The organism is Hydrocarboniphaga sp., from assembly GCF_028291725.1.
Taxonomy (GTDB): Bacteria; Pseudomonadota; Gammaproteobacteria; order Nevskiales; family Nevskiaceae; genus Hydrocarboniphaga.
Genome location: NZ_JAQGNT010000032.1, coordinates 1 through 22,995, shown reverse-complemented (window position 1 = coordinate 22,995; position 22,995 = coordinate 1). Strand labels below are relative to the sequence as shown.

Below are 22,995 nucleotides of genomic sequence, written 5' to 3'. Positions count from 1 at the left end.
TCGGCGATGTCGGTGCCGTCGTCGTTGAACGCGGCGTAGTCGATCTGCTGCAGGGTGCCGATCTGCAGCGAGAACGCGCCGTCGGCCGAGGCAAACTTGAGGCCGTCCTCGGTTGTGAAGGTCGGCGGCGCCTTGGATGGCGTGGCCGCTTGCTTGGGTGCTGCGAGCGATTCGACTTTCGCCGTCAGCGCATCGACTTGCCGCTTGAGTTGGCCGATCTCCTGGTTCGAACTGGCGTCGTCGGCCAGTGCGGCGTTCATAGGTGCTGCAGTTGCAAGAAAACAGCTAAGACTGCACGCAAGGTAGCTGCGCTTTGATAGCAAGCTCATTTGATTCTCCTCGTTGGATCTTATAGGTCAGGACTGCGAGCGCCGTCTGTGACTGCGTCGCGCCTAGCGATGTCACGCTAGCCACGGACGGTGCGAGCTGCAACGACATGTGTGACGCCGATGACCGATGACCGATGACCGATGACCGATGCTCTGCGGCAGCGATCCCCCACCGGCGTCCTTATCTCCCCGCGGCGTATTGCCGCAGCGCGTCGGAATTATCTGGAAATCGCGCTGAAAAGCGCCTTGACCATGATCAAGAATCGACACGCATCGAGCGCATTTATTAATTCAATGCAGCGAATACCGAAAACTTGACCATGGTCAATGAGAAGGGCGGTTCGGTATCCATAAGATCGATCCCATCCCAAGGGGCTGAAGACGGGCGCAAACCCGCAAAGCGCCAAAGCGAGATGGCTCGCAAGTGCACTCCACGACGTAAAGAGTAATTAGGAGAAACCATGGCATCAGTCTTAACCGCGGAGCCACCTGTGACCGCGACGGTGGCGGACGACACGCTCAAGGCGAAAAGCCGCGGAGTGAGCACCCTATCGGCCAGCCATGGGCCCGATACGCAGCCTGAACTGACCGATGGCTTCCATCTGGTCATCGATGCGCTGAAGCTCAATGGCCTCGACACCATCTTCGGTCTGGTCGGTATCCCGATCACCGACCTGGCTCGCCTCGCACAAGGCGAAGGCATGCGCTTCATCGGCTTCCGTCATGAACAGAACGCCGGCAACGCCGCCGCGATCGCCGGTTACATGACCCAGAAACCCGGCATCTGCATGACCGTGTCCGCGCCGGGCTTTCTGAACGGTCTGACGGCACTCGCCAACGCGACCACCAACTGCTTTCCGATGATCCTGATCAGCGGTTCCAGCGAGCGCGAGATCGTCGATCTGCAGCAGGGCGATTACGAAGAGATGGACCAGTTGAATGCGGCGAAGCCCTATGCCAAGGCCGCGTACCGTGTACTCCACGCCGAAGACATCGGCATCGGCATTGCACGCGCGATCCGCGCTGCGGTGTCCGGGCGCCCTGGCGGCGTCTATCTGGACCTGCCGGCGAAACTGCTGGCGCAGACGCTCGATGCCGCGCACGGAAAAAGATCCCTGGTGCGTGTGGTCGATGCGGTGCCGCGCCAGATTCCGGCGCCGGACTCGGTAGCGCGCGCGCTCGAGTTGCTCAAGAGCGCCAAGCGTCCGCTGATCCTGCTGGGCAAGGGCGCGGCTTACGCCCAGGCCGACGCCGATATCCGTGCCTTGGTCGAAAAGACCGGTATTCCCTACCTGCCGATGTCGATGGCCAAGGGTCTGCTGCCGGACACCCATCCGCAATCGGCCTCGGCCGCCCGGTCCTTCGTTCTGGCGGAGGCCGATGTGGTGCTGCTGATCGGCGCCCGTCTGAACTGGCTGCTGGCGCACGGCAAGGGCAAGACCTGGGGCGCGCCGACGTCCAAGCAGTTCATCCAGATCGACATCTCGCCGACGGAAATCGACAGCAACGTGGCCATTGCCGCGCCGGTGATCGGCGACATCGGCTCCTGCGTGTCGGCGCTGCTGGCCGGTATCGATTCCGGCTTTGCCAAGCCTGCCGCCGAGTGGACCGGCGCGATTTCGGAGCGCAGGGAAAAGAACCTGGCGAAGATGGCGGTGACGCTCGCGCAGAATCCGTCGCCGATGAATTTCCACAGCGCGCTGCGCGCGATCCGCGATGTGCTGAAGACGCGTCCGGACATCAACGTCGTCAACGAAGGCGCCAATACGCTCGACTACGCCCGCAGCATCATCGACATGTACGAGCCGCGCAAACGTTTCGACTCGGGCACCTGGGGCATCATGGGTATCGGCATGGGCTACGCCGTCGGTGCGGCGGTGGTCAGCGGCCTGCCGGTGGTCGCCATCGAAGGCGATAGCGCTTTCGGCTTCAGCGGCATGGAACTCGAAACCATCTGCCGCTACGAGCTGCCGGTGTGCACGATCGTCTTCAACAACAACGGCGTCTATCGCGGCACCGACGTGAACCTGAGCGGAGGCAAGGATGTTGCTCCCACCGTTTTCATCAAGGGCGCGCGCTACGACAAGATGATCGAAGCCTTCGGCGGCATCGGCTACAACGTCACGACGCCGGCAGAAATGACGGCAGCGCTGCTCGAGGCCATCGCATCCGGCAAGCCGACTCTGATCAACGCCGTCATCGACGAAGCGGCCGGCACCGAGAGCGGCCGCTTGACGAATCTGAACCCGCAAAGCGCGGCGAAGAAGAAATAGTCCAAAGTTCAACGAGGAAATATCACATGAGCAACAAGCCACTCGCAGGCATCAAAATCATCGACTTCACTCACGTGCAAGCCGGTCCCGCCTGCACGCAGATGCTGGCCTGGTTCGGTGCCGACGTCATCAAGGTCGAGCGCCCGGGCTCGGGCGATGTCACGCGCAGCCAGCTGCGCGACATACCGAACGTCGACGCGCTGTACTTCACCATGCTCAACAGCAACAAGCGCTCGCTGACGCTGGACACCAAGCAGGCCGAAGGCAAGGAAGTGCTGGAACGGCTGATCTGCGAGTGCGACGTGCTGGTGGAGAATTTCGGCCCCGGCGCGCTCGACCGCATGGGTTTCTCGTGGGAGCGCATCAACCAGCTGAACCCGAAGATGATCGTCGCTTCGGTCAAAGGCTTCAGCGACGGCCATCACTACGATGACCTGAAGGTCTACGAGAACGTCGCGCAGTGTGCCGGCGGCGCGGCCTCGACCACCGGCTGGTGGGACGGCCCGCCGACGGTGAGCGCCGCGGCCTTGGGCGACAGCAACACCGGCATGCATCTGGCGATCGGTATCCTCACCGCCTTCATCGGCCGCCAGCAGACCGGCAAAGGACAGAAGGTCGCGGTGTCGATGCAGGACAGCGTGCTCAACCTGTGCCGCGTGAAAATGCGCGACCAGCTGCGTCTCGATCGCCTGGGCTACCTCGAAGAATATCCGCAGTACCCGCACGGCACGTTCAGCGACGTCGTGCCGCGCGGCGGCAACGCCGGTGGCGGTGGCCAGCCGGGCTGGGTGCTCAAGTGCAAGGGCTGGGAGACCGATCCGAACGCCTACATCTACTTCACGATCCAGGGTCACGCCTGGGCGCCGATCTGCGAGGCGCTGGGCAAGCCGGAGTGGATCACCGACCCCGACTACAACACGCCCAAGGCGCGCCAGCCGCACATCATGGCGATCTTCGCCGAAATCGAAAAATGGCTCGCGGACAAGACCAAGTTCGAGGCGGTGGATATCCTGCGCAAGTTCGACATCCCCTGCGCCCCGGTGCTGACGATGAAAGAACTCGCCAACGATCCGTCGCTGCGCGCCAGCGGCACCATCGTCGAAGTGCAGCACAAGGAACGCGGCAGCTACCTCACGGTCGGCAGCCCGATCAAGTTCTCCGATCTCAAGCCCGAGGTCACTGGATCGCCGCTGCTGGGCGAGCACACCGACGAGGTGCTGGCGCAGCTGGGCTATGGCCAGGATCAGATTGCCGCGCTGCACAAGGCTGGCGCTGTCTGAAGCCGGGCTGGAGCCAGCTTTGCACTCGAACGTCGATCTGAAACAGCTGGTCGCCGGCGCTGCTGACGCAATTCTGGTGTGTGATCCGGAGGGCGCCATTGTGCTGTGGAACGATGCGGCCGAACGTATCTTCGGCTACACCGCAGCCGAAGCGCTCGGCCAGTCGCTGGACTTGATCATCCCGCAGCGTCAGCGCCAGCGTCATTGGGACGGTTACAACAAGACGATGGAGACTGCGAGCACCCGGTACGGCGCCGACGTGCTGCGGGTGCCTGCAGTGCATAAGGACGGCAGGACGCTGTCGATCGCGTTTACGGTGTCGCTGTTGTTGGCGGCCGACAGCAAAGTCAGCGGCATCGTCGCGATCGTACGCGAAGAGACCCGCCGTTTTGCCGAGGAACGCGCGCTGCGCAAGCGGCTCGCGGAACTCGAGGCCCAGCGCTGATCGAAGGCTGCGATGTAGCGGCAATGTAACGGCAATGTAATGGCGGTGAACTAAGAGCCGCGCGACTGTCGGATCGCGCGGCTGTCGCGTGTGCGCAGATATCGCGGAATTCTGCCCGAAGCCGGGTGCTTGCTGTCGTCAGCATCCGTCCGCGCGTGAATCGAAACACCGCCTGTGGTCACCTGCCTGCGTGATGAAGTTGGCCGAGAGCTAAACTACTCTCCCGTAGCGGTTCATAAAAGATAATTTCGAGAGGACGAGTTTCATGAGCAAGGCGTTGGACGGTGTTCGCATCCTGGATTTTACCCATGTGCAATCGGGGCCCACCTGCACGCAGTTGCTGGCCTGGTTCGGCGCCGACGTGATCAAGGTGGAACGTCCGGGTGAAGGCGACGCCACCCGTGGGCAGCTGCGCGACATCGCCGATGCCGACAGCCTCTACTTCACGATGCTGAACCACAACAAGCGCTCGATGACGCTCGACACCAAGGACCCGGTGGGCAAGCAGGTGCTCGAAACGCTAATCCGCTATTGCGACGTGCTGGTCGAGAACTTTGCGCCCGGCGCGCTCGATCGCATGGGCTTCACCTGGCAGTACATCAACGAACTCAATCCGCGCATGATCGTCGCCTCGGTCAAAGGCTTCGGCGCCGGCCCGTACGAGGACTGCAAGGTTTACGAAAACGTCGCCCAGTGCGCAGGCGGCGCGGCCTCGACCACCGGCTTCGACGACGGTCCGCCGATGGTGAGCGGTGCGCAGATCGGCGACAGCGGAACCGGACTTCATCTGGCGCTGGGAATCGTTGCCGCGCTGTACCAGCGCAACTCGACCGGGCACGGTCAGAAAGTGCTGGCGCCGATGCAGGATGCGGTGCTGAACCTGTGCCGCGTCAAGCTGCGCGACCAGCAGCGCCTGGAGCGCACCGGGGTGATGAAGGAATATCCGCAGTATCCGGAAGGCGTGTTCGGCGACTCGGTACCGCGCGCAGGCAATGCCTCGGGCGGCGGCCAGCCGGGCTCGATACTCAAGTGCAAGGACTGGCAGACCGATCCCAACGACTACATCTACTTCATCACCCAGGCACCGGTATGGGGCTCGATCTGCAAGGTGATCGGCAAGCCGGAATGGATCACCGATCCGCACTATGCGACGCCGGCGGCCAGGCTGCCGCGGCTGAAGGCTATCTTCGCCACGATCGAGGAATGGACCATGACCAAGTCCAAGTTCGAGGCCATGGAGATTCTCAACCAGTACGACATTCCCTGCGGGCCGATCCTGTCGATGAAGGAGATTGCCCACGAGCCGTCGCTGCGCCAGACCGGCACGATCGTCGAAGTCGATCATCCGGTGCGCGGCAAGTATCTGACCGTAGGCAATCCGATCAAGCTGTCCGACAGCCCGACCGAGGTCACGCGCTCACCGCTGTTGGGAGAGCACACCGAAGAGGTGTTGATGCAGTTGGGCTACAAAGCCGAGCAGATCGCGGCGATGCGCGCTGGCAAGGTCATCTGAAGACAGCCCGAGATCAGGTGAGGCAAAAAAAAGCGCTGCGGCCGATGCGGTGGCCGCAGCGCTGTTCGTTCAAGCACGCCGGAACCCGAGGCGCTTGAACCGGGCTCGATCTACCAGCCCCGCACGCAGCTTTCGTCGTAGCTGTCCATCGAACGCTCGATGCTCTTCAGAACCTTCTTGATCTTCCGCCACATACCGAGCAGGGGCTGCTTGAAGCCGACCATCCAGTTAGCTTCGGTGGTACCCGACAATTCATGTGCATTCATCACGATATCTCCTGTAGCTGCTGAAACCACGATAGGGACTGCAAGCCATTTGCCGCTTTCGACGACCGATAACTTACTATTAGGTTACATTGTTTGCTGCATCGCAGCAAGCCGGCTTTTTCAGGCGGACGTTGGATAAAAAGCACTACAAAAACCCTTGATCGATCCGTAAGCCTTCGGGGAAATCCGACGTACCCGCCAGGACCGCGCAAAGCGCATTACACCGCGCGGTGATCAGTCGCACTGTCCGCATCCTGGATGCGTTTCATCAGGGGGCAGTAGGTGTGCAACACGTGCGGCGCATTACGCTAAATTTTTTAATTTTTCGAATCTTGACCACAGTCAAGGCGATGCGAAGACCGCTTTTCGCACAATCCTCCCATCGTTGTTGCTCACGCAGCCGCGCCTTCATTCGTAGTCCCTCCGAAGGAGAACCCTGCATGTCCAAGATGACGGCGGCCGATGCCGCGGTCCGTGTGATGGAGATCGAAGGCGTCGAGCACGCCTTCGGCATCCCCGGCGCGGCGATCAATCCGCTCTACGCTGCCATGCAGCGCCGCGGCAGCATCGCGCACGTGCTGGCGCGGCATATGGAAGGGGCCTCGCACCTCGCCGAGGGCTACACCCGCAGCAAGGCCGGCAACATCGGCGTCTGCATCGGCACTTCCGGGCCGGCGGGCACGGACATGATCACCGGCCTGTATTCCGCGCATGCCGATTCCATCCCGATTCTGTGCATCACCGGGCAGGCGCCGCGGGCGCGTTTGTACAAGGAAGACTTCCAGGCCGTCGACATCGAATCGATCTCCAAGCCGGTGACCAAGTGGTCGGTCACGGTGCGCGAGCCGGCGCTGGTGCCGCGGGTTTTCCAGCAGGCTTTCCATCTGATGCGCTCGGGGCGTCCCGGCCCGGTGCTGATCGATCTTCCGTTCGACGTGCAGATGGCCGAGATCGAGTTCGATGTGGATACCTATCGGTCGCTGCCGGCCTACAAGCCGGCCGCGCACCGCATGCAGATCGAGAAGGCGCTGGACATGCTGGCCGCGTCGGCCCATCCGCTGATCGTGGCCGGCGGCGGCATCATCAACGCCGACGCCTCGGCGCTGCTGACGGAGTTCGCCGAGATCACCGGCGTGCCGGTGATTCCGACGCTGATGGGCTGGGGGACGATCCCCGACGAGCATCCGTTGATGGCGGGCATGGTCGGGCTGCAGACTCAGCACCGCTACGGCAATGCGACGATGCTGGCCTCCGACTTCGTGCTCGGCATCGGCAACCGCTGGGCCAACCGGCATACGGGGTCGGTCGAGGTCTATACCGAGGGCCGCAAGTTCGTGCACGTCGATATCGAACCGACCCAGATCGGCCGCGTGTTCTGCCCCGATCTCGGCATCGTCTCCGACGCCAAAGCCGCGCTCGAGTTGTTTGTGGAAGTAGCGCTGGAGCGCAAGCAGGCCGGCAAGCTGCCGGACTGGAGCGACTGGGCCGACGAATGTCGCGAGCGCAAACTCAGCATGCTGCGCAAGACCCATTTCGACAACGTGCCGATCAAGCCGCAGCGCGTCTACGAAGAAATGAACAAGGCTTTCGGCAAGGATGTCTGCTACGTCAGCTCGATCGGCCTGTCGCAGATTGCCGGTGCGCAGTTCCTGCGCGTGAACAAGCCGCGGCACTGGATCAACTGCGGCCAGGCCGGGCCGCTGGGCTGGACCATTCCCGCGGCGCTGGGCGTCTGTGTCGCCGATCCGTCGCGCAAGGTGGTGGCGCTCTCCGGCGACTTCGATTTCCATTTCATGATGGAGGAGCTGGCGGTCGGTGCGCAGTTCAAGATTCCGTATATTCATGTGCTGGTGAACAACTCCTATCTGGGGCTGATTCGCCAGGCGCAGCGCAATTTCAAGATGGATTTCTGCGTGCAGCTGTCGTTCGAAAACATCAATGCGCCGGAAATCAATGGCTACGGCATCGACCACGTGACCGTGGTGGAAGGCCTGGGTTGCAAGGCGATCCGGGTGACCCGCCCGGACGACATTCTGGGCGCGCTCAAGCAGGCGCAGCTGTGGATCAAGGAATTCTCGGTGCCGGTGGTGGTCGAGATCATCCTCGAACGCGTCACCAACATCGCGATGGGCACCGAGATCAACGCCATCACCGAATTTGAAGAAATACTCGACGTCGAGTCGGCGCTGCCGGCCTGATCGCATAGTCGCCGACACTTTGCTCCGCGGCAGCGCCGCGTGTGCCGCTATTCCAGGAGAAAAGCACGATGCCCAAGTTCGCCGCCAACCTCACGATGCTTTTCAACGAATTCGATTTCCTCGACCGCTTCCAAGCGTCGGCGAAAGCGGGTTTCACCGCCGTGGAATATCTGTTCCCGTATGCCTACCCGGCGCAGCAACTCGCCGACCTGCTGCAGCAGTACCGCCTGACGCAGGTGCTGCACAACCTGCCCGCCGGTGACTGGGCCAAGGGCGAGCGCGGCATCGCCTGCCTGCCGGATCGGGTCGGTGAATTCCAGGATGGTGTCGGCAAAGCCATCGGCTATGCCCAGGCGCTCGGCTGCACGCAGCTGAACTGCCTGGTCGGGGTCGCTCCGAAGAATCTGCCCGAGGACCAGCTGCGTGCGACGCTGCTGGCGAATCTCGGCTACGCCGCCCGCGAGCTGAAGCAGGCCGGAATCCGGCTGCTGATCGAGCCGATCAATACTTTCGACATTCCCGGCTTCTACCTCAGCCGCACGTCGCAGGCGCTGGATCTGATCGCCGAAGTCGGTTCCGACAATCTGTTCCTGCAGTACGACATCTACCACATGCAGCGCATGGAAGGAGAGCTCGCCAACAGCATCAAGGCGAACCTTCCCAAGATTGCGCACCTGCAGCTCGCCGACAATCCGGGGCGCAACGAACCCGGAACCGGCGAGATCAATTATGCATTCCTGTTTCAGTTCATCGATCAACTCGGCTACGACGGCTGGATCGGCTGTGAGTACAAGCCCAGGACCACGACCATCGCCGGGCTCGACTGGCTCCAGTCCTGCCTCTGAACCGCTCGCAGCCGGCCGCACCCCCGACGCAAACCAAGGACAAACGAACATGGCGAAAGTAGGCTTCATCGGTTTGGGAATCATGGGCGCGCCCATGGCCGGCCATCTGCGCAAGGGCGGGCACGAACTCTACGTCTTCGATCTCAATCCGGTTCCCGCGGATCTGGTCGCGAGCGGCGCCGTCGCCTGCGCGTCGGGCCGGCAGGTCGCAGAACACGCGGACATCATCATCACGATGGTGCCCGACACGCCCCACGTCGACGCCGCGCTGTTTGCCAAGGACGGCGTGGCCGAAGGCCTGAAGCCGGGCAAGATCGTGGTCGACATGAGTTCGATCTCGCCGATCGAAACCAAGAAGTTCGCGCAGCGGATCACGCAGCTCGGCTGCAGCTACCTGGATGCGCCGGTGTCCGGCGGCGAAGTCGGCGCCAAGGCGGCGTCGCTGACGATCATGGTCGGCGGCCCCGAGGAGGCCTTCGCACAGGTCAAGCCGCTGTTCGATCTGATGGGCAAGAACATCACCCTGGTCGGCGGCAACGGCGACGGCCAGACCTGCAAGGTCGCCAATCAGATCATCGTCGCGCTGACCATCGAAGCGGTGGGCGAGGCGCTGCTGTTCGCCTCCAAGGCCGGCGCCGATCCGGCCAAGGTGCGGCAGGCGCTGATGGGTGGGTTCGCTGCTTCGCGCATCCTCGAAGTTCACGGCGAGCGCATGGTCAAGCGCAGCTTCGAGCCGGGCTTCCGCATCGAGCTGCATCAGAAGGATCTGAACCTGGCGCTGCAGGGCGCACGCGCGCTCGGCATCTCGCTGCCCAATACCGCGACCTGCCAGGAGCTGTTCAACTCCTGTGCCGCCCACGGCGGTTCCAAGTGGGATCATTCCGCGATGGTTCGTGCGCTGGAGCTGATGGCCGATCATGAGATCGGCTCGAACCAGCGCGCGGCCGGCTGAACGCCCGCACCATGCCAGCACCGCGTGAACTGCTGCGGCAGCTGTTCGACGCCGCCATCGGCGCCGCCGCGCCGGAGCTATGCATTGCTGCGCACCTGCCGCCCCGGCCGCAAGGGCGGCTGATCGTCATCGGTGCCGGTAAGGCCTCGGCGGCGATGGCCAGAGCCGTGGAAGCCCACTACCCGGGCGAACTCAGCGGGCTGGTCGTGACCCGTTACGGGCATGCCGTGCGCTGTGCGCAAATCGAAGTTGTCGAGGCCGCGCATCCGGTGCCCGACGCATCCGGCATGGCCGCAGCGCAGCGCATGCTGGATCTCGTGCAGGGGCTGTCGGCGGACGATCTGGTGCTGTGCCTGATCTCCGGCGGCGGCTCGTCGCTGCTGCCCCTGCCGCTCGCCGGAGTGACGCTGGCCGACAAGCAGGCAATCAATCGTGCGCTGCTGAAGTCGGGCGCCGGCATCGGCGAGATCAATTGCGTGCGCCGGCATCTGTCGGCGATCAAGGGCGGGCGGCTCGCCGCCGCCTGTTATCCGGCCCGCGTGCTGACCCTGCTGATCTCGGACGTGCCCGGCGACAACCCCATCGACATCGCCTCGGGCCCGACCACCGCGGACCCGACGAGCTGCGCCGACGCCCTCGAAATCCTCGAGCGCTACCGCATCGCCGTGCCGGCGGCGGTACGCCGGGTTCTCGACAGCGGGCAGGGTGAAAGCATCAAGCCCGGCGATAAGCGCCTGGCGCGCGCCAGCACGCGGCTGATCGCGACGCCGCAGATGGCGCTCGAGGCCGCCGCCGAGCTGGCGCGCGCCGCCGGCATTCCGCCGGTGATGCTCGGCGACAGCCTGGAAGGCGAAGCGCGCGAAGTCGGCAAGCTGATGGCCGGCATCGCGCGCTCGGTCGCGCAGCACGGCCATCCGCATCCGCTGCCCTGCGTGCTGCTGTCGGGCGGCGAGACCACGGTGACGGTGCGCGGCAACGGCCGCGGCGGCCGCAACGTCGAGTTCCTGCTGGCACTCGGGATCGCGCTCGACGGCCATGCGGGCATCTGGGCGATCGCCGGCGATACCGACGGCGTCGACGGTGTCGAGGAGCGCGCCGGTGCGCTGCTGGCGCCGGACAGCCTGGCGCGCGCGCTTGCGCTGGGAATCGATCCCCGGCACAGCCTCGCGAACAACGACGGCCATAGCTTTTTTGCGGCGCTCGACGACTCCGTGCTGACCGGACCGACGCTGACCAATGTCAACGACTTCAGAGCCATTCTGATCACTCACGAGGCGGCCACGCGGCCGACAACGGACCATGCGCCGACAACGTAACGCCAAGATCGTCGCCACCCTCGGGCCGGCCAGCGCCACCCAGGACATCATCCGCTCGCTGTTCGACGCGGGTGTCGACACATTCCGCCTCAATTTCAGCCACGGCAGCCATGAACAGCACCGCGAGCGGCTCGCCATGATCCGCGAGGTCGAGCGCAGCGTCGGCCGTCCGATCGGCGTGCTGATGGATCTGCAGGGCCCGAAGCTGCGCGTCGGCACGTTTGCCGACGGGCCGGTCACGCTCGCCGGCGGCGCCGGCTTCCGTCTGGATCTGGATACCCGGCCCGGCGACGTCAACCGCGTCTGCCTGCCGCATCCGGAAATCTTCGCCGCGCTGGAGCCGGGTACCGAGCTGCTGCTCGACGATGGCAAGATCAGCCTGCGGGTCACGCGCTGCGGCAGTGATTTTGCGCAGACCCAGGTCATGGTCGGAGGCGTGCTGTCAGAGCGCAAGGGCGTCAACGTGCCGCATGTGGTGCTGCCGCTCTCGGCGCTGACTGCCAAGGACCGCCGCGACCTGGAGTTCGGGCTGGAGCTGGGCGTGGACTGGCTGGCGCTGTCGTTCGTGCAGCGGCCCGAGGACATCGACGAGGCGCGCGAACTGGTGCGCGGGCGCGCGCAGATCATGACCAAGCTGGAAAAGCCTGCGGCCGTGGAAAGGCTGGACGAAATCATCGCCCGCTCGGACGCGGTGATGGTGGCGCGCGGCGATCTGGGCGTGGAGCTGCCCGCCGAGCAGGTGCCGGCGATCCAGAAGCTCACGGTGCGCAACTGCCGCGCCGCCGGCAAGCCGGTGATCGTCGCGACGCAGATGCTGGAGTCGATGGTGAATTCGCCGGTGCCGACGCGGGCCGAGGCCTCGGACGTCGCCACCGCGATCTACGACGGTGCCGACGCGGTGATGCTCTCGGCCGAATCCGCAAGCGGCCGCTATCCGCTGGAGGCCGTCAGGATGATGGACCGCATCATCCAGCAGGTGGAAAGCGGCCCGATCTACCGCCAGCTGATGGAGGCCTCGCATACGCCGCCCGAGCCGACCATCGCGGACGCGATCTGCTGCGCGCTGCGCCACGTCACCCGGCTGATGCATCCGGCGGCGATCGTCACCTACACCAGCTCGGGCCACACCAGCCTGCGCGCCGCGCGCGAGCGCCCCGAGGCGCCGATCCTGAGCATGACGCCGACCATCGGCACCGCGCGCCGGCTGGCTTTCGTCTGGGGCGTGCATTCGGTGCACACGCATGAAATCGCCGACGTGCCGGAGATGGTCGACTACGCGTCCCAGACTGCGTGCAGCGAAGGCTTCGCCAAGCCCGGCGACATCATCGCGATCACCGCCGGAATGCCGTTCGCGACGGCCGGCACGACCAATCTGCTGCGCATCGCTCAGATCTGAACGCGCCGCGCCGGCGCTGGCGCTACCATCCACGTCCGCTTGCCTGACCTGTGGAGACCTGCGTGGAGCTGCCAACGACGATGAATGCGGTGGAGATCAGCAGCCCCGGCGCGCCCGAGGTGCTGAAGCTCACAACGCGGCCGCTGCCCGAACTGCGCTCCGGCGAGGTGCTGATCCGCGTCGCCGCGGCCGGCATCAACGGCCCCGACCTGGTGCAGAGGCGCGGCGGCTATCCGCCGCCGCCGGGCGCCTCCGACCTGCCGGGACTCGAGATCGCCGGCACCGTGGTGGCGGTGTCCGGTGAAAGCGGCGCGATCAGGGTCGGCGACGCGGTCTGCGCGCTGGTGACCGGCGGTGGCTACGCCGAGTATTGCGCCGCGTCCGCCAGCCTGTGCCTGCCGGTGCCCAGGGGTTTGAGCCTGGAACAGGCCGCGTCGCTACCGGAAACCTACTTCACGGTCTGGTCCAACGTGTTCGATCGCGGCCGGCTCGCGGCCGGCGAAACGCTGCTGGTCCAGGGCGGCGCTTCGGGCATCGGCGTCGCCGCGATCCAGACCGCCGCGGCTTTCGGCAACCGTGTGTTCGCAACTGCGGGTTCCGCCGAAAAATGCCAGGCCTGCGAGCAGCTGGGCGCGCAACAGGCAATCAACTACAGGACCGAGGATTTCGTCGAAGTCGTGAAGCGGCTCACCGACAACAAGGGTGTGGACGTGATTCTCGACATGGTCGCCGGCGACTACATCGCGCGCGAGATCAAGGCGCTGGCGCCCGACGGCAGGCTGGTCATCATCGCGCTGCTCGGCGGCGCCAAGGGCAATGCGGACTTCTCGGCGGTGATGCTGAAGCGTTTGACCGTCACCGGCTCTACGCTGCGCGCGCGCAGCGTGGAGTTCAAGGCCGCGATCGCCGAGAACCTCAGAACCCGTATCTGGCCGCTGATCGAGTCCGGCAGGATCAAGCCGGTAATCCACGCGCGATTCGCACTGGCCGAGGCGGCGCGCGCGCATGCGCTGATGGAGAGCGGAGCGCATATCGGCAAGCTCATGCTGGTGCTGCCGTAACGGCCGATGTTCCGAAGGCCGATGTTCCGAAGCGCGTCATTCCTGCGGGAGAAACAGCCCAAGAGATCGCCACGGCGATGAGTAAGAATCGTGGCCGCGAACCGGGCTTCGACCGCGACCGGGATCGGTGATGCGACGCTGCCCGTCGTGGAGCAGATCAGGCCTCACGGTCAAGATGACTTTGCTGGACGCTTACGTTGTACCCACCGAGCACGACACGTCGGAATTTGGGATCTCTTCTCCGAACAAGACCAAGCAACAGTGCGGGTACGCCGACGGGCTGGGTATTCCCTTCGACTTCACGGCAAAGCCCGTCGTCGCACCGCCCGCAGCCGCCGCGCGTGACGCCAAGGAAAAGAAGGCGACGATGGAGCTGTACTGGGTGCCGGGCGTCAACAACCTCAAGCAGTACGGCCGTTGGGCCTTAGCGGAGTTCGGTGACGTGTTTCAAGTGCAGGAGGACTTCAGGCAGCGGGTCGCCGCGGAGTTTCAGCGACTGATCGAGCAGGCCACGGGTGACACGGCTCTGGTACCCGTGTAGATTTCATCGTGTTAACTCAACACGAGCCCGCCATGACCAAGAACATCACCTTCAGCGTTGACGAAACCCTGCTCGAAGTCGCCCGCGCGGCGGCCAAGGCCGAGGGCAGCTCCCTCAACGAGCAGTTCCGCCTGTGGCTGGAAAGCTATGCGCGCAAGCGCCAGGCTCAGCGGGCGATGGAAGTCGTCGAGCACATTCGCAAGAACTATCAGATGACCGGACCCAAGCTGACCCGGGACGAGATGAATGCGCGGCGCTGATTTTTTTGACACCAATGTCCTCGTCTATCTGTTTGACGCCCGGGACGCCCGTCGCAGCGAGATCGCCGATGCGCTGCTGGCCAGCGCGCAGCGTGATCGCACCGGCATCATCAGTTTCCAGGTCGTGCAGGAGACGCTGAGCGTTCTCACACGCAAGCTGAAGCCGACCTTCAGCGCCGATCAGGCCCGCCAGGCGCTGGACCAGGTGCTACTGCCGCTGTGGACGATCCACCCCACGCCTGCCCTGTACCAACGCGCGTTGGACGTGCAGGGCCGCTACGGCTTCGCCTTCTACGACAGCCTGATCGTCGCCGCCGCGCTCGAAGGCGGCTGTACCCGCCTACTCAGCGAAGACCTGCAGCACGGCCAGCAGATCGACAGCCTCACCATCGAAAACCCCTTCCTGGACGAGGCAAGCTGACCCCGCATGGCCAAAGCACCCAAAGCGCCGCTCAAAGTCGAAGCCCTCAAGAGCACCGGCAAAGGCAACCTGTTCGTGATCTTCGGCGAGGCGGACATCGACATCCTCCCCGTAGACGGCAAGCAAGTCCGTGTGAAGGTTAACGGCGTCGATGTCTTCCACCCCCAAACCGGCGAAGTCCGCAGCGACGGCGCCGATGGCATAGCCTGCTGGTTCATTGACACCGACTACAACGAAGAAAGCTTCATTGTCCGCCACGCCTACTTCCTCGGCGCCAACGACCCCTACAAGGCACTGAAAACCACGCTCAAGGCCGAGATCAACGAAGAAGCCTGGGCCACGCGCAACAGCGACACTTTACGCGCCTTCGGTAAGCCGAAGAGCGGACGAATCGCGGTGAAGGTCATCAACCAACTTGGAGATGAGGTTATGAAGGTGTTCAAGGTGAACTGAGCTTTCCGAAAGTAGTGAATGAATGTTGGTCGCAAAGGAAGGCTTCACCATGATTTTAGGGGCATCGCTTGATCGATTGGACCGCAGGAATCAGTTTTCTTAGTAACAATCCATTTGCCCTATGGCTCGTAGCAGGATTGATCGCAGTCGGTGCATTCATTACCAGAAGTAGCTGCCTTTCCGTGCATCGACCCGATTGAAACCGCGGCCGACAAACTCAGTGCACTCGCGTGGCGCGTGTGTACTCGCCAGCGTGGGTCCAACAAGGACGATCCCACGATCGTCCGCCATCTTCACGACTTGGCTGCGCTAGAAAATCGGGTAGCCGCATCGCCGTTGTTCAAAATGTTGCTCCAGCAAGTCGCGGCGGCCGACACTAGCCGTGGCGGCAGGCTGGCACCCGAAGTTCCGGCGGAACGTTTCGCCGCGATGCTTGATCATCTCCAAAGTGATCCGCTATGGGCAAAGGAATACGAGCAATACGTGCAACTGGTGTCATTCGCCGGGCCTGGCGAACGCATCACGTTCGGTAAAGCGCTCGGCGCGGCTAGCAGGCTCGCAGCGATTGGCGAACAATAAGGAGCCTGCGGCGCATCCTGGCCCCGCGCGTAGTCACGTTTTGCTTTTCCTACGGACTAGCGCGTGAGTCCCATCAAGGTATTCGACAGCGATCCGATGCCCTCGATGAACACTTCCACCGTCGCGCCGTCCTTGATCGACCCGATGCCGATCGACGTGCCGCAGGCGATGACGTCGCCGGGCAATAGCGTCATGTCCTCGGAAATCAGGCTGACCTGCTGCTCCGGGCTGAAAATCATGTCGGACAGCGGATAGTTCTGCCGCTCGACGCCGTCGAGCCGGGTGACGACGCGGGCCTGTTTCCAGTCGAACTCATCGGCGATGACCGGCCCGATGCAGCTGAAGCTGTCGAAGCCCTTGGAGCGGCACCACTGCGGGAAATTGACGTCCTCGTTAAGCAGTTCCGCCGCGGTCACGTCGTTGACGCAGGTGTAACCCAGGATGTAATTCGAAGCTTCTTCGACGGAGACATTGCTGCAGGTCTTGCCGATGACGATGCCCAACTCGCCCTCGTAGGCGATCTTCCCTGCATAGCTGATCGGGCGAATGATCGGATCACCCGGACCCGCCAGCGAGCTTGCAGGCTTGATCAGGAACAGCGGATGCCGCGGAGCGGCTTTTCCGAGCTTGGCCGACAGCTCGTGGAAGTTGTTCCACAGCGCCACAACCTTGCTCGGCGTGCAGGGGCTCAGCAGCGATACTTCGGATACCGGGAACCGGGCTCCGCTTGCGGTCGCCGTGGCCCAGCTCGCGCCCTGGTATTCCGCGATCTGTCCCTGATCCAGTGTGCCGAAGCCGGTTTCGCCGCTGTCGCGCTTAAAGCGTATCCATCGTTTCACGCTGCTGGTTCCTTTGAGAGCCGGTTCTGCTGTTGGATTGCCGCAGTCATTCCAGCCGGCGCAGCGCCGGGCGGCGCCGATACGGCTTTCAGATCTTCCCTTGATGCTTCAGCCGGCTCAGGGTCTCGGCTGAAATATTCAGATAGGACGCCAGCTCTTTTTTAGGGATGCATTCAAACAGGTCCGCATGCTTGCGCATGAAGCGGTGCACGCGTCCCGGTGCATGCAGCAGGTGCAGCGTGATGGTGTGGGCCATGATGTCACTCATCACGCGCGTGACTTCATGTTCGAAGGTCTGCTTCAGCGCCGGGTGCTTGTCGACAAAGTTGACCCACTCCGGCAGCGGCAGCTTGACGATCCGCGCCTTGGTCACACTGACGATGCTGTACGGCGTCTGGTTCTTCAGGCGCCAGGCCGCATAGCTGGTTTCGATGTCGTTCCTGCCGGCGAAACGCAGGATCATTTCCTTGGCTTCGGCATTCGTCACCACTCGCTTGAGGATGCCGTCGAGAATGAAAAACTGATCCATCTCGTACACGCCCTGATGCAGCAGAACGTCGCCTTTTTTGCAATCGAACACCATCAGGTGAGGTTCCAGTTCGGCGGCCTGCTGCTCGCTCATCTCCTTGAGGATGACGTTTTGCTGCAGCTTGCGAAAAATGAAGTTCCTATCTGGATGATCCTGCACCCGGTCGATGTGTTTCTCTAACTGCCGCATGGGTGCTGACGGACGGTTATGAACGGATGAGCCCAGCATGCGTTGAAAGTCGATGCGGGTCAAAGGCGCCTGCCAGCGGTGGCTGTCAGCGGCTCCGAGGCTGCGTGAACCGGCGTGGCCGCGTGGGTCGATGTCCATGGCTGCGCTCATGATCTCTGGCGCACTCAAGCGATCTGGCCGGCGGTGCGCAAGCTGGAGTCGGCAGCGGCCTGGCGTTCGAGCCGCTCTTCGGCAATGGTCCAGGCCAGCAGCTTGGTCAGCGCAAAAACCGTATCGATGTGCGGTGTCGGGGTGCCGGTGAGGCGGCCCAGTTCGGCCACGGAACCCACCAGCGCGTCGACTTCGGGGTCGCGCTGCGCCTCGATGTCCTGCAGCATCGACGTCTTGTGTTTGCCGACTTTTTCCGCGCCCGCAATGCGCTTCTCCAGCGGCACGCGGAACGTGATGCCGAGCTTGTTGGCGATGGTCTGCGCCTCGGTCATCATGCTGGCGGCCAGCTGGCGCGTCAGCGGATAGGTGCAGATGTCGGCCAGCGTCGCGCGTGACAGGGCGCTGATCGGATTGAAGGTCAGATTGCCCCACAGCTTGAGCCAGATTTCGGCGCGGATGTCTTCGAGCACCGGAGACTTGAAGCCGGCTTTGCTGAAGCATGCGGCTACACGCTGCACGCGGCCGCTGGTCGAGGCATCCAGCTCGCCCACCGGGAAGCGATCGCCTTCGATATGCCTGACCACGCCCGGACGCACCAGCTCGGAAGCCGGATAGACCACGCAGCCGATCACTCGCTCGGCCGGGATCATCTTGCCGATCACGCCGCTCGGGTCCACCGAATGCACGCGGCTGCCGGCGAGTTCGCCGCCATGGTGGTGGAAATACCAGTAGGGAATGCCGTTCTGCATGGTCACGACCATCGTGTCCGGCCCGAACAGCTTGGGCACATCGTTCGCCACGGCCTCCAGCTGATGCGCCTTCATTGCCAGGATCACCAGATCCTGGGGACCTGCGGCGGCATAGTCGTTGGTGGCCGTGACGTTGTGGGCGACCTGCTCGCTGGCGTCGCTGAGGATCAGCTTCATGCCGTTCTGGCGGATCGCGGCCAGATTCGCGCCGCGTACCATAAACGTCACGTCTTCGCCGGCGAGAGCGAGTTTCACGCCCACATAGCCGCCGATTGCACCCGCGCCGACAATTGCGATCTTCATCGATGTTTCCTGTCGTGGAAGCGATTACGAGGCCCAGTGGGGTCAAAAGCTCCGGCGGTCGCCGGCCCGCCTCGCGGTGAGGGACGCAGAGTGCTGCTGCGACCGGGCGGAGTATGGAGCGGGGCTCCGGCGAGGTTCCTTGACCCGAGTCAAGAATCCGGAAAATCCCTTGAATCCGGAATGCGGCCCGTTTTTCGATTCTTGACCGCGGTCAAGGATAGTCAGGCGCCGCCGTCCATAAAATCGGCGGCGAGCCGCAACGACGAGCCTCGCGGCCGAGAACCCATGTCGACGAAGCAGGCAGCGATGCGCAGTGCCGGCGGAACGCGGGAATGCGTCCGGCGGGATGCGCGCCGCGGCAGCGGATCATGAATCGCGCGTTCGGGCACGATGGCGACGAACTCGGCCCCTGGAACCCGGGAATCCGCTCCAGCATTCCGCGGCGCCTGCTGCCGCTTTCGACGATTTTCCGGCCGGAGAATGTGTTCACCAGTGTCGAGCAAGCGGCCGAGCTGTGCGATCTTACCGGCCTGGAGTTCAGCGAGCTGGTCGTCTTCCGCCCGCGCAGGCTGGTACTGCATGAAATCCTGATCCGCGTCACTGGCGAGCTTTCGGTGCCGGACGGATCGAGATACGAAGACCTCGGCATCAACTTCCGGCGCATGGTGGGCGTGATCCTGGCCCGATACGTCGAACCCTCGATGGACGGCATTGTCGCCGCCTACGACGAGATACGGCAGCAGCTCCGCGACGTCATCCAGTCGCAGATCACGGCGGCGAGCTTGCCGCCGATCGACGAGGCGGCTACGCCGGCAGACCGGCGGGTTCTGGGCTTTCGTTGGCCGCGCTCGCGCTCGCGCAGCGGCGGTTCGCGCGATATCGATCCGGTGCCCGGATTCTCGCTGCCGCGCGCCGCCGATGAATGGGAGGCGCAGGCGCTCACCGGCGGCAGCGAGTTGGAAAAGACCGCGCTGCTGGCGCTGGCCCGGGTCGCACGCGCGCTCTACAACCGCAACGGACACTCCTGGGCTTTCACCGATCTGCTGGCTTCTATCGCTCTGGACCTTGCCTGCAACCGCCTGTGCAGCGAGCGGATCGGCGAACTCGTCGAACCCTGCCTGCGTGCGGCCGTGGCCGCCGAAGGCTACCGCTTCCTGCCCTCGCAGCCGTGTCCGGTGGTGATGAATACCAAGGGCCCTTCCGCTTCCGGCAAGAGCACGCTGCGTCCGCTGCAGCGCGTGTTCCTCGGCAGCATCGGCGTGCGCTGGGACGAGTTCGCGCTGATCAGCCCGGACATCTGGCGCAAGCAGCTGCTCGACTATGCCTCGGTCGGAGCCGATTACCGCTACGCCGCGATGCTGACCGGCGAGGAGATCGCGATCATCGATCAGAAGCTCGACCATCACATGGCGCGCCGCGCAGAGCAGGGGCGGATTCCGCATCTGCTGATCGACCGGTTCCGCTTCGGCAGTTTCGCCGCCGAATCGGAGAACACGGTCAACAGCATGCTGAGCCGTTTCGGCGGCAGGATCTACTTCTGCTTCATGATCACGCCGCCGCAGGACATCGTCGAGCGCGCCTGGACGCGCGGGCTCCAGTACGGCCGATACAAGGCCGTCGACGATCTGCTCGCGCACAGCGTCGAGGCCTATTCGGGAATGCCGCGCCTGTTCCTGGCCTGGGCGCAACGCGCCGGCAAACAGGTGCACTATGAGTTTCTCGACAACAGCGTCGCATTCGGGCAGCGGCCCAGAACCGTCGCCTTCGGCAGCAATGGCACGATGGTCGTGCTCGACGTCAAGGGCCTGCTCGACGTCGGCCGCTTCCGCAGCGTGAATATCAACGCGACGGCGCCGCAGCAGCTCTACCTGGGCAGTGATGCCGGCTGCCCCGACTTTCTGGTGCAGTGTGTCCGGCGGCTGCCTGAAGTGGTTTTCGCGGACCAGGCCAGCGGCCGCATCTACCTGCACCTCGTCGGCGGTCGGGCGGCGTGGGCCGATCCGGGCGAACTGCGCAAGGCGCTGTCGAACCGCGAAATTGCAGCGGGCCTGCGGGCGGCTGTGCCCGGCCTGGACGCCGCGTTTTATCCGATACCCGAGTTGCCGCGGTATGTGAGCGAGTTGCCGGGGCAGGGGATGGCCGGCACGCTGGGGGATTGGGGTGGTCAGCTAGTGTGAATGGCTCGTAGGTCGGCAATCCTTTGCCGACGTGTACTCTCGCATGCGCAATCGAGGCCTCACGTCGGCAAGGGATTGCCGACCTACGTGTCCAGCGCCGCGCCGCTTGCATCATCGGGGCAGCGAAAGCGCATGACCGCAAACGGGCTACGCATCTCGCGGCGCGATTCTGCCCGCCATCGGCGAAGAGGGCGCGGCGGTATGGCGTTTCGGGATGCGCCCCGCCAGATAGGCGATGCGCCCGGCTTCCACGGCCAAGCGCATCGCCTGCGCCATTTTCACCGGGTCGCGCGCGCCGGCGATCGCGGTGTTCATCAGCACGCCGTCGCAGCCCAACTCCATCGCCGCCGCCGCGTCGGACGCGGTGCCGACGCCGGCATCGACCAGCACCGGCACGCTCGCACCCTCGACGATCAGGCGGATCGTGACCTGGTTCTGGATACCCAGCCCCGAACCGATCGGCGCGCCGAGCGGCATGATCGCCACCGCGCCGACATTTTCGAGTCGCTTCGCCGCGATCGGATCATCGACGCAATAGACCATCGGCTTGAACCCCTCATTGGCCAGAACCTCGCAGGCGCGCAGTGTCTCGACCATATCAGGGTAGAGCGTCTTGGCCTCGCCCAGCACCTCGAGTTTGACCAGCTCCCAGCCGCCCGCCTCGCGCGCCAGACGCAATGTGCGGATCGCGTCCTCGGCGGTGAAGCAGCCGGCGGTGTTGGGCAGATAGGTGATGCGTTTGGGGTCGATAAAGTCGGTCAGCATCGGGGCGTTGGTGTCGGTGACGTTGACGCGGCGCACCGCAACGGTGACGATCTCCGCGCCCGATGCTTCGACCGCCGCGGCGTTCTGCGCGTAGTCCTTGTACTTGCCGGTGCCGACGATCAGGCGCGAGCGGAAGGTCTTGCCCGCCACCGTCCAGCTATCGTCGACGCGCGCCGCGGCATGATCGCCGCCGCCGACGAAATGCACGATCTCCAGTTCGTCGCCATCCTCGACCAGCACCTGCGCCAGCGTCGAACGCGGCACGACCGACAGATTGCGTTCGACCGCGACCTTTTGCGGGTTCAGGCCGAGGTCGGATGCGAGGGTAGCGAGGCTCAGGCCTGCCATGACCCGGCGATGCTCGCCGTTAAGGGTGATCGAGACTGTTCCGTCTGTATGCACGCGCTTCCCCACATTTCCGTTCGGGTTGACCCCGTTCTTCGCGTCGAGAAAGGACGGCCCTTCGACAAGCTCGGGGCGAACGGGCGGGATTGGCTCGCTATCCCGTTTTCATATAGGAAGCCCCAGCACAAGCGCGCAATCGAAAGGCCAGACTTGCCCGACACGATATTTGTCCTGAACGGCCCCAACCTCAACCTGCTCGGTACGCGGGAACCGGAAATCTACGGTGCCGAGACGCTCGACGACAATGCCGGCCAGCTGGAGGACCGCGCACGCGAGCTCGATCTGGCGATCGACATGCGCCAATCGAATCACGAAGGACATCTGGTCGACTGGCTGCACGAGGCGCAGGCGAGCGGTGCCAAAGCGGTGCTGCTCAACGCCGGCGCGTTCACGCATACGTCGATCGCGTTGCACGATGCGATCAAGGGCATCAAAACGCCGGTGATCGAGGTGCATCTTTCCAACCCGCACAAGCGCGAATCCTTCCGCCACACCAGCTTTGTCGGCCAGGCGGCGAAGGGAACCGTGGCCGGGTTCGGCGCGCTTTCCTATGTGCTGGCGCTTGAAGCGGCGTCGCGCATCTGACAGGACGCGCCCCCAACAAGGGAGAACAAGGTCGCATGGCCGAAAATGATACCAAGAGCGGGATGCAGGTCGATGTCGACCTGGTCCGTCAGCTCGCCGAATTGCTCGACGCAACGCAGTTGACCGAGATCGAGGTCGAGCATGGCGATCGCAAGATCCGCGTCGCACGCAAGGCC

20 protein-coding genes and 4 pseudogenes are annotated in these 22,995 nt (G+C 63.9%); 18 read left to right on the top strand and 6 right to left on the bottom strand.

Annotation, left to right across the window (positions count from 1 at the left end):
* Positions 1-260, bottom strand: a pseudogene (locus JWQ90_RS09095) (hypothetical protein); the annotation flags it as partial.
* A gap of 530 nt (positions 261-790) precedes the next feature.
* Between JWQ90_RS09095 and oxc the strand changes: the two are divergent.
* The 4 genes from oxc (at position 791) to frc (JWQ90_RS09075) (ending at position 5,840) form a co-directional block, all read left to right on the top strand.
* A complete protein-coding gene (gene oxc / locus JWQ90_RS09090) occupies positions 791-2,602 on the top strand; it encodes an oxalyl-CoA decarboxylase (protein WP_299692413.1) in 1,812 nt (603 codons plus the stop codon).
* Positions 2,603-2,628: 26 nt separating this feature from the next.
* Complete coding sequence (frc, locus tag JWQ90_RS09085) at positions 2,629-3,882, top strand: formyl-CoA transferase (protein ID WP_299692409.1); 1,254 nt, start codon at positions 2,629-2,631, stop codon at positions 3,880-3,882.
* Positions 3,883-3,901: 19 nt separating this feature from the next.
* Positions 3,902-4,327 (top strand): PAS domain-containing protein, encoded by a 426-nt coding sequence (locus JWQ90_RS09080; protein WP_299692406.1) that lies wholly within the window; start codon positions 3,902-3,904, stop codon positions 4,325-4,327.
* A gap of 265 nt (positions 4,328-4,592) precedes the next feature.
* On the top strand, positions 4,593-5,840 hold the full coding sequence (gene frc, locus JWQ90_RS09075) for a formyl-CoA transferase (RefSeq protein WP_299692404.1): 1,248 nt from the start codon (positions 4,593-4,595) through the stop codon (positions 5,838-5,840).
* A 110-nt stretch (positions 5,841-5,950) separates the two neighbouring features.
* On the opposite strand, the gene JWQ90_RS09070 is transcribed toward frc (JWQ90_RS09075), so the two are convergent.
* Positions 5,951-6,106, bottom strand: a complete 156-nt coding sequence (locus JWQ90_RS09070; protein WP_299692401.1) for a hypothetical protein — start codon at positions 6,104-6,106, stop codon at positions 5,951-5,953.
* Between the two features lie 440 nt (positions 6,107-6,546).
* On the opposite strand from JWQ90_RS09070, the gene gcl reads away from it, so the two are divergent.
* From gcl to JWQ90_RS09015, 11 genes and pseudogenes are all read left to right on the top strand, one after another.
* Positions 6,547-8,304, top strand: coding sequence for a glyoxylate carboligase (gcl, locus tag JWQ90_RS09065; RefSeq protein ID WP_299692398.1), 1,758 nt, complete (start codon positions 6,547-6,549; stop codon positions 8,302-8,304).
* Between the two features lie 68 nt (positions 8,305-8,372).
* Positions 8,373-9,149, top strand: coding sequence for a hydroxypyruvate isomerase (gene hyi / locus JWQ90_RS09060; protein WP_299692395.1), 777 nt, complete (start codon positions 8,373-8,375; stop codon positions 9,147-9,149).
* Positions 9,150-9,198: 49 nt separating this feature from the next.
* Positions 9,199-10,101, top strand: a complete 903-nt coding sequence (gene glxR / locus JWQ90_RS09055) for a 2-hydroxy-3-oxopropionate reductase (RefSeq protein ID WP_299692392.1) — start codon at positions 9,199-9,201, stop codon at positions 10,099-10,101.
* A gap of 11 nt (positions 10,102-10,112) precedes the next feature.
* On the top strand, positions 10,113-11,417 hold the full coding sequence (locus JWQ90_RS09050; protein WP_299692389.1) for a glycerate kinase: 1,305 nt from the start codon (positions 10,113-10,115) through the stop codon (positions 11,415-11,417).
* Entirely contained in the window at positions 11,401-12,813 is a 1,413-nt protein-coding gene (pyk, locus tag JWQ90_RS09045) for a pyruvate kinase (RefSeq protein ID WP_299692386.1), read from the top strand. Before JWQ90_RS09050 ends, pyk begins: the two co-directional genes overlap by 17 nt.
* Before the next feature lie 80 nt (positions 12,814-12,893).
* The gene (locus tag JWQ90_RS09040; protein WP_366919479.1) at positions 12,894-13,874 is read left to right on the top strand and encodes an NAD(P)H-quinone oxidoreductase; all 981 of its coding nucleotides are present in this window, start codon (positions 12,894-12,896) and stop codon (positions 13,872-13,874) included.
* Between the two features lie 343 nt (positions 13,875-14,217).
* A pseudogene (locus JWQ90_RS29160) lies at positions 14,218-14,415 on the top strand (hypothetical protein); the annotation flags it as partial.
* Positions 14,416-14,447: 32 nt separating this feature from the next.
* Entirely contained in the window at positions 14,448-14,675 is a 228-nt protein-coding gene (locus tag JWQ90_RS09030) for a hypothetical protein (protein ID WP_299692377.1), read from the top strand.
* Positions 14,662-15,096, top strand: a complete 435-nt coding sequence (locus JWQ90_RS09025) for a PIN domain-containing protein (protein WP_299692374.1) — start codon at positions 14,662-14,664, stop codon at positions 15,094-15,096. The genes JWQ90_RS09030 and JWQ90_RS09025 overlap by 14 nt, the downstream gene beginning before the upstream one ends.
* A gap of 24 nt (positions 15,097-15,120) precedes the next feature.
* Positions 15,121-15,549, top strand: a pseudogene (locus JWQ90_RS09020) (site-specific DNA-methyltransferase); the annotation flags it as partial.
* A 150-nt stretch (positions 15,550-15,699) separates the two neighbouring features.
* A complete protein-coding gene (locus JWQ90_RS09015) occupies positions 15,700-16,128 on the top strand; it encodes a nucleotidyl transferase AbiEii/AbiGii toxin family protein (RefSeq protein WP_299692369.1) in 429 nt (142 codons plus the stop codon).
* Between the two features lie 56 nt (positions 16,129-16,184).
* Here the strand turns inward: JWQ90_RS09015 and JWQ90_RS09010 are convergent, their stop codons facing one another.
* From JWQ90_RS09010 to JWQ90_RS09000, 3 genes are all read right to left on the bottom strand, one after another.
* A complete protein-coding gene (locus tag JWQ90_RS09010) occupies positions 16,185-16,967 on the bottom strand; it encodes a fumarylacetoacetate hydrolase family protein (protein WP_299692366.1) in 783 nt (260 codons plus the stop codon).
* An 88-nt stretch (positions 16,968-17,055) separates the two neighbouring features.
* Positions 17,056-17,664: a Crp/Fnr family transcriptional regulator gene (locus JWQ90_RS09005; RefSeq protein WP_366919478.1), complete on the bottom strand. Its 609-nt coding sequence runs from the start codon at positions 17,662-17,664 to the stop codon at positions 17,056-17,058.
* Between the two features lie 185 nt (positions 17,665-17,849).
* Positions 17,850-18,887, bottom strand: a complete 1,038-nt coding sequence (locus JWQ90_RS09000) for a 2-dehydropantoate 2-reductase (protein WP_299692360.1) — start codon at positions 18,885-18,887, stop codon at positions 17,850-17,852.
* 368 nt (positions 18,888-19,255) lie between these two features.
* Here JWQ90_RS09000 and JWQ90_RS08995 point away from each other — a divergent pair, with 368 nt between their 5' ends.
* Positions 19,256-21,064 carry a hypothetical protein gene (locus JWQ90_RS08995; protein ID WP_299692357.1) on the top strand — a complete coding sequence of 603 codons (1,809 nt, stop codon included), beginning with the start codon at positions 19,256-19,258 and terminating at the stop codon, positions 21,062-21,064.
* Between the two features lie 147 nt (positions 21,065-21,211).
* Here JWQ90_RS08995 and thiS read toward each other — a convergent pair whose 3' ends face one another.
* The gene (thiS, locus tag JWQ90_RS08990; protein ID WP_366919476.1) at positions 21,212-22,231 is read right to left on the bottom strand and encodes a sulfur carrier protein ThiS; all 1,020 of its coding nucleotides are present in this window, start codon (positions 22,229-22,231) and stop codon (positions 21,212-21,214) included.
* Between the two features lie 153 nt (positions 22,232-22,384).
* Here thiS and aroQ point away from each other — a divergent pair, with 153 nt between their 5' ends.
* Positions 22,385-22,819, top strand: a complete 435-nt coding sequence (gene aroQ / locus JWQ90_RS08985) for a type II 3-dehydroquinate dehydratase (RefSeq protein ID WP_366919477.1) — start codon at positions 22,385-22,387, stop codon at positions 22,817-22,819.
* A gap of 35 nt (positions 22,820-22,854) precedes the next feature.
* Positions 22,855-22,995, top strand: a pseudogene (locus JWQ90_RS29155) (acetyl-CoA carboxylase, biotin carboxyl carrier protein); the annotation flags it as partial.

What these genes read in the sequence shown, in the direction of transcription:
- oxc (WP_299692413.1), top strand. Translation starts at nt 791, where the DNA reads ATGGCATCAGTCTTAACCGCGGAGCCACCTGTGACCGCGACGGTGGCG.
- frc (WP_299692409.1), top strand. Translation starts at nt 2,629, where the DNA reads ATGAGCAACAAGCCACTCGCAGGCATCAAAATCATCGACTTCACTCAC.
- frc (WP_299692404.1), top strand. Translation starts at nt 4,593, where the DNA reads ATGAGCAAGGCGTTGGACGGTGTTCGCATCCTGGATTTTACCCATGTG.
- JWQ90_RS09070 (WP_299692401.1), bottom strand. Translation starts at nt 6,106, where the DNA reads ATGAATGCACATGAATTGTCGGGTACCACCGAAGCTAACTGGATGGTC.
- gcl (WP_299692398.1), top strand. Translation starts at nt 6,547, where the DNA reads ATGTCCAAGATGACGGCGGCCGATGCCGCGGTCCGTGTGATGGAGATC.
- hyi (WP_299692395.1), top strand. Translation starts at nt 8,373, where the DNA reads ATGCCCAAGTTCGCCGCCAACCTCACGATGCTTTTCAACGAATTCGAT.
- glxR (WP_299692392.1), top strand. Translation starts at nt 9,199, where the DNA reads ATGGCGAAAGTAGGCTTCATCGGTTTGGGAATCATGGGCGCGCCCATG.
- JWQ90_RS09050 (WP_299692389.1), top strand. Translation starts at nt 10,113, where the DNA reads ATGCCAGCACCGCGTGAACTGCTGCGGCAGCTGTTCGACGCCGCCATC.
- pyk (WP_299692386.1), top strand. Translation starts at nt 11,401, where the DNA reads ATGCGCCGACAACGTAACGCCAAGATCGTCGCCACCCTCGGGCCGGCC.
- JWQ90_RS09040 (WP_366919479.1), top strand. Translation starts at nt 12,894, where the DNA reads ATGAATGCGGTGGAGATCAGCAGCCCCGGCGCGCCCGAGGTGCTGAAG.
- JWQ90_RS09030 (WP_299692377.1), top strand. Translation starts at nt 14,448, where the DNA reads ATGACCAAGAACATCACCTTCAGCGTTGACGAAACCCTGCTCGAAGTC.
- JWQ90_RS09025 (WP_299692374.1), top strand. Translation starts at nt 14,662, where the DNA reads ATGCGCGGCGCTGATTTTTTTGACACCAATGTCCTCGTCTATCTGTTT.
- JWQ90_RS09000 (WP_299692360.1), bottom strand. Translation starts at nt 18,887, where the DNA reads ATGAAGATCGCAATTGTCGGCGCGGGTGCAATCGGCGGCTATGTGGGC.
- JWQ90_RS08995 (WP_299692357.1), top strand. Translation starts at nt 19,256, where the DNA reads ATGAATCGCGCGTTCGGGCACGATGGCGACGAACTCGGCCCCTGGAAC.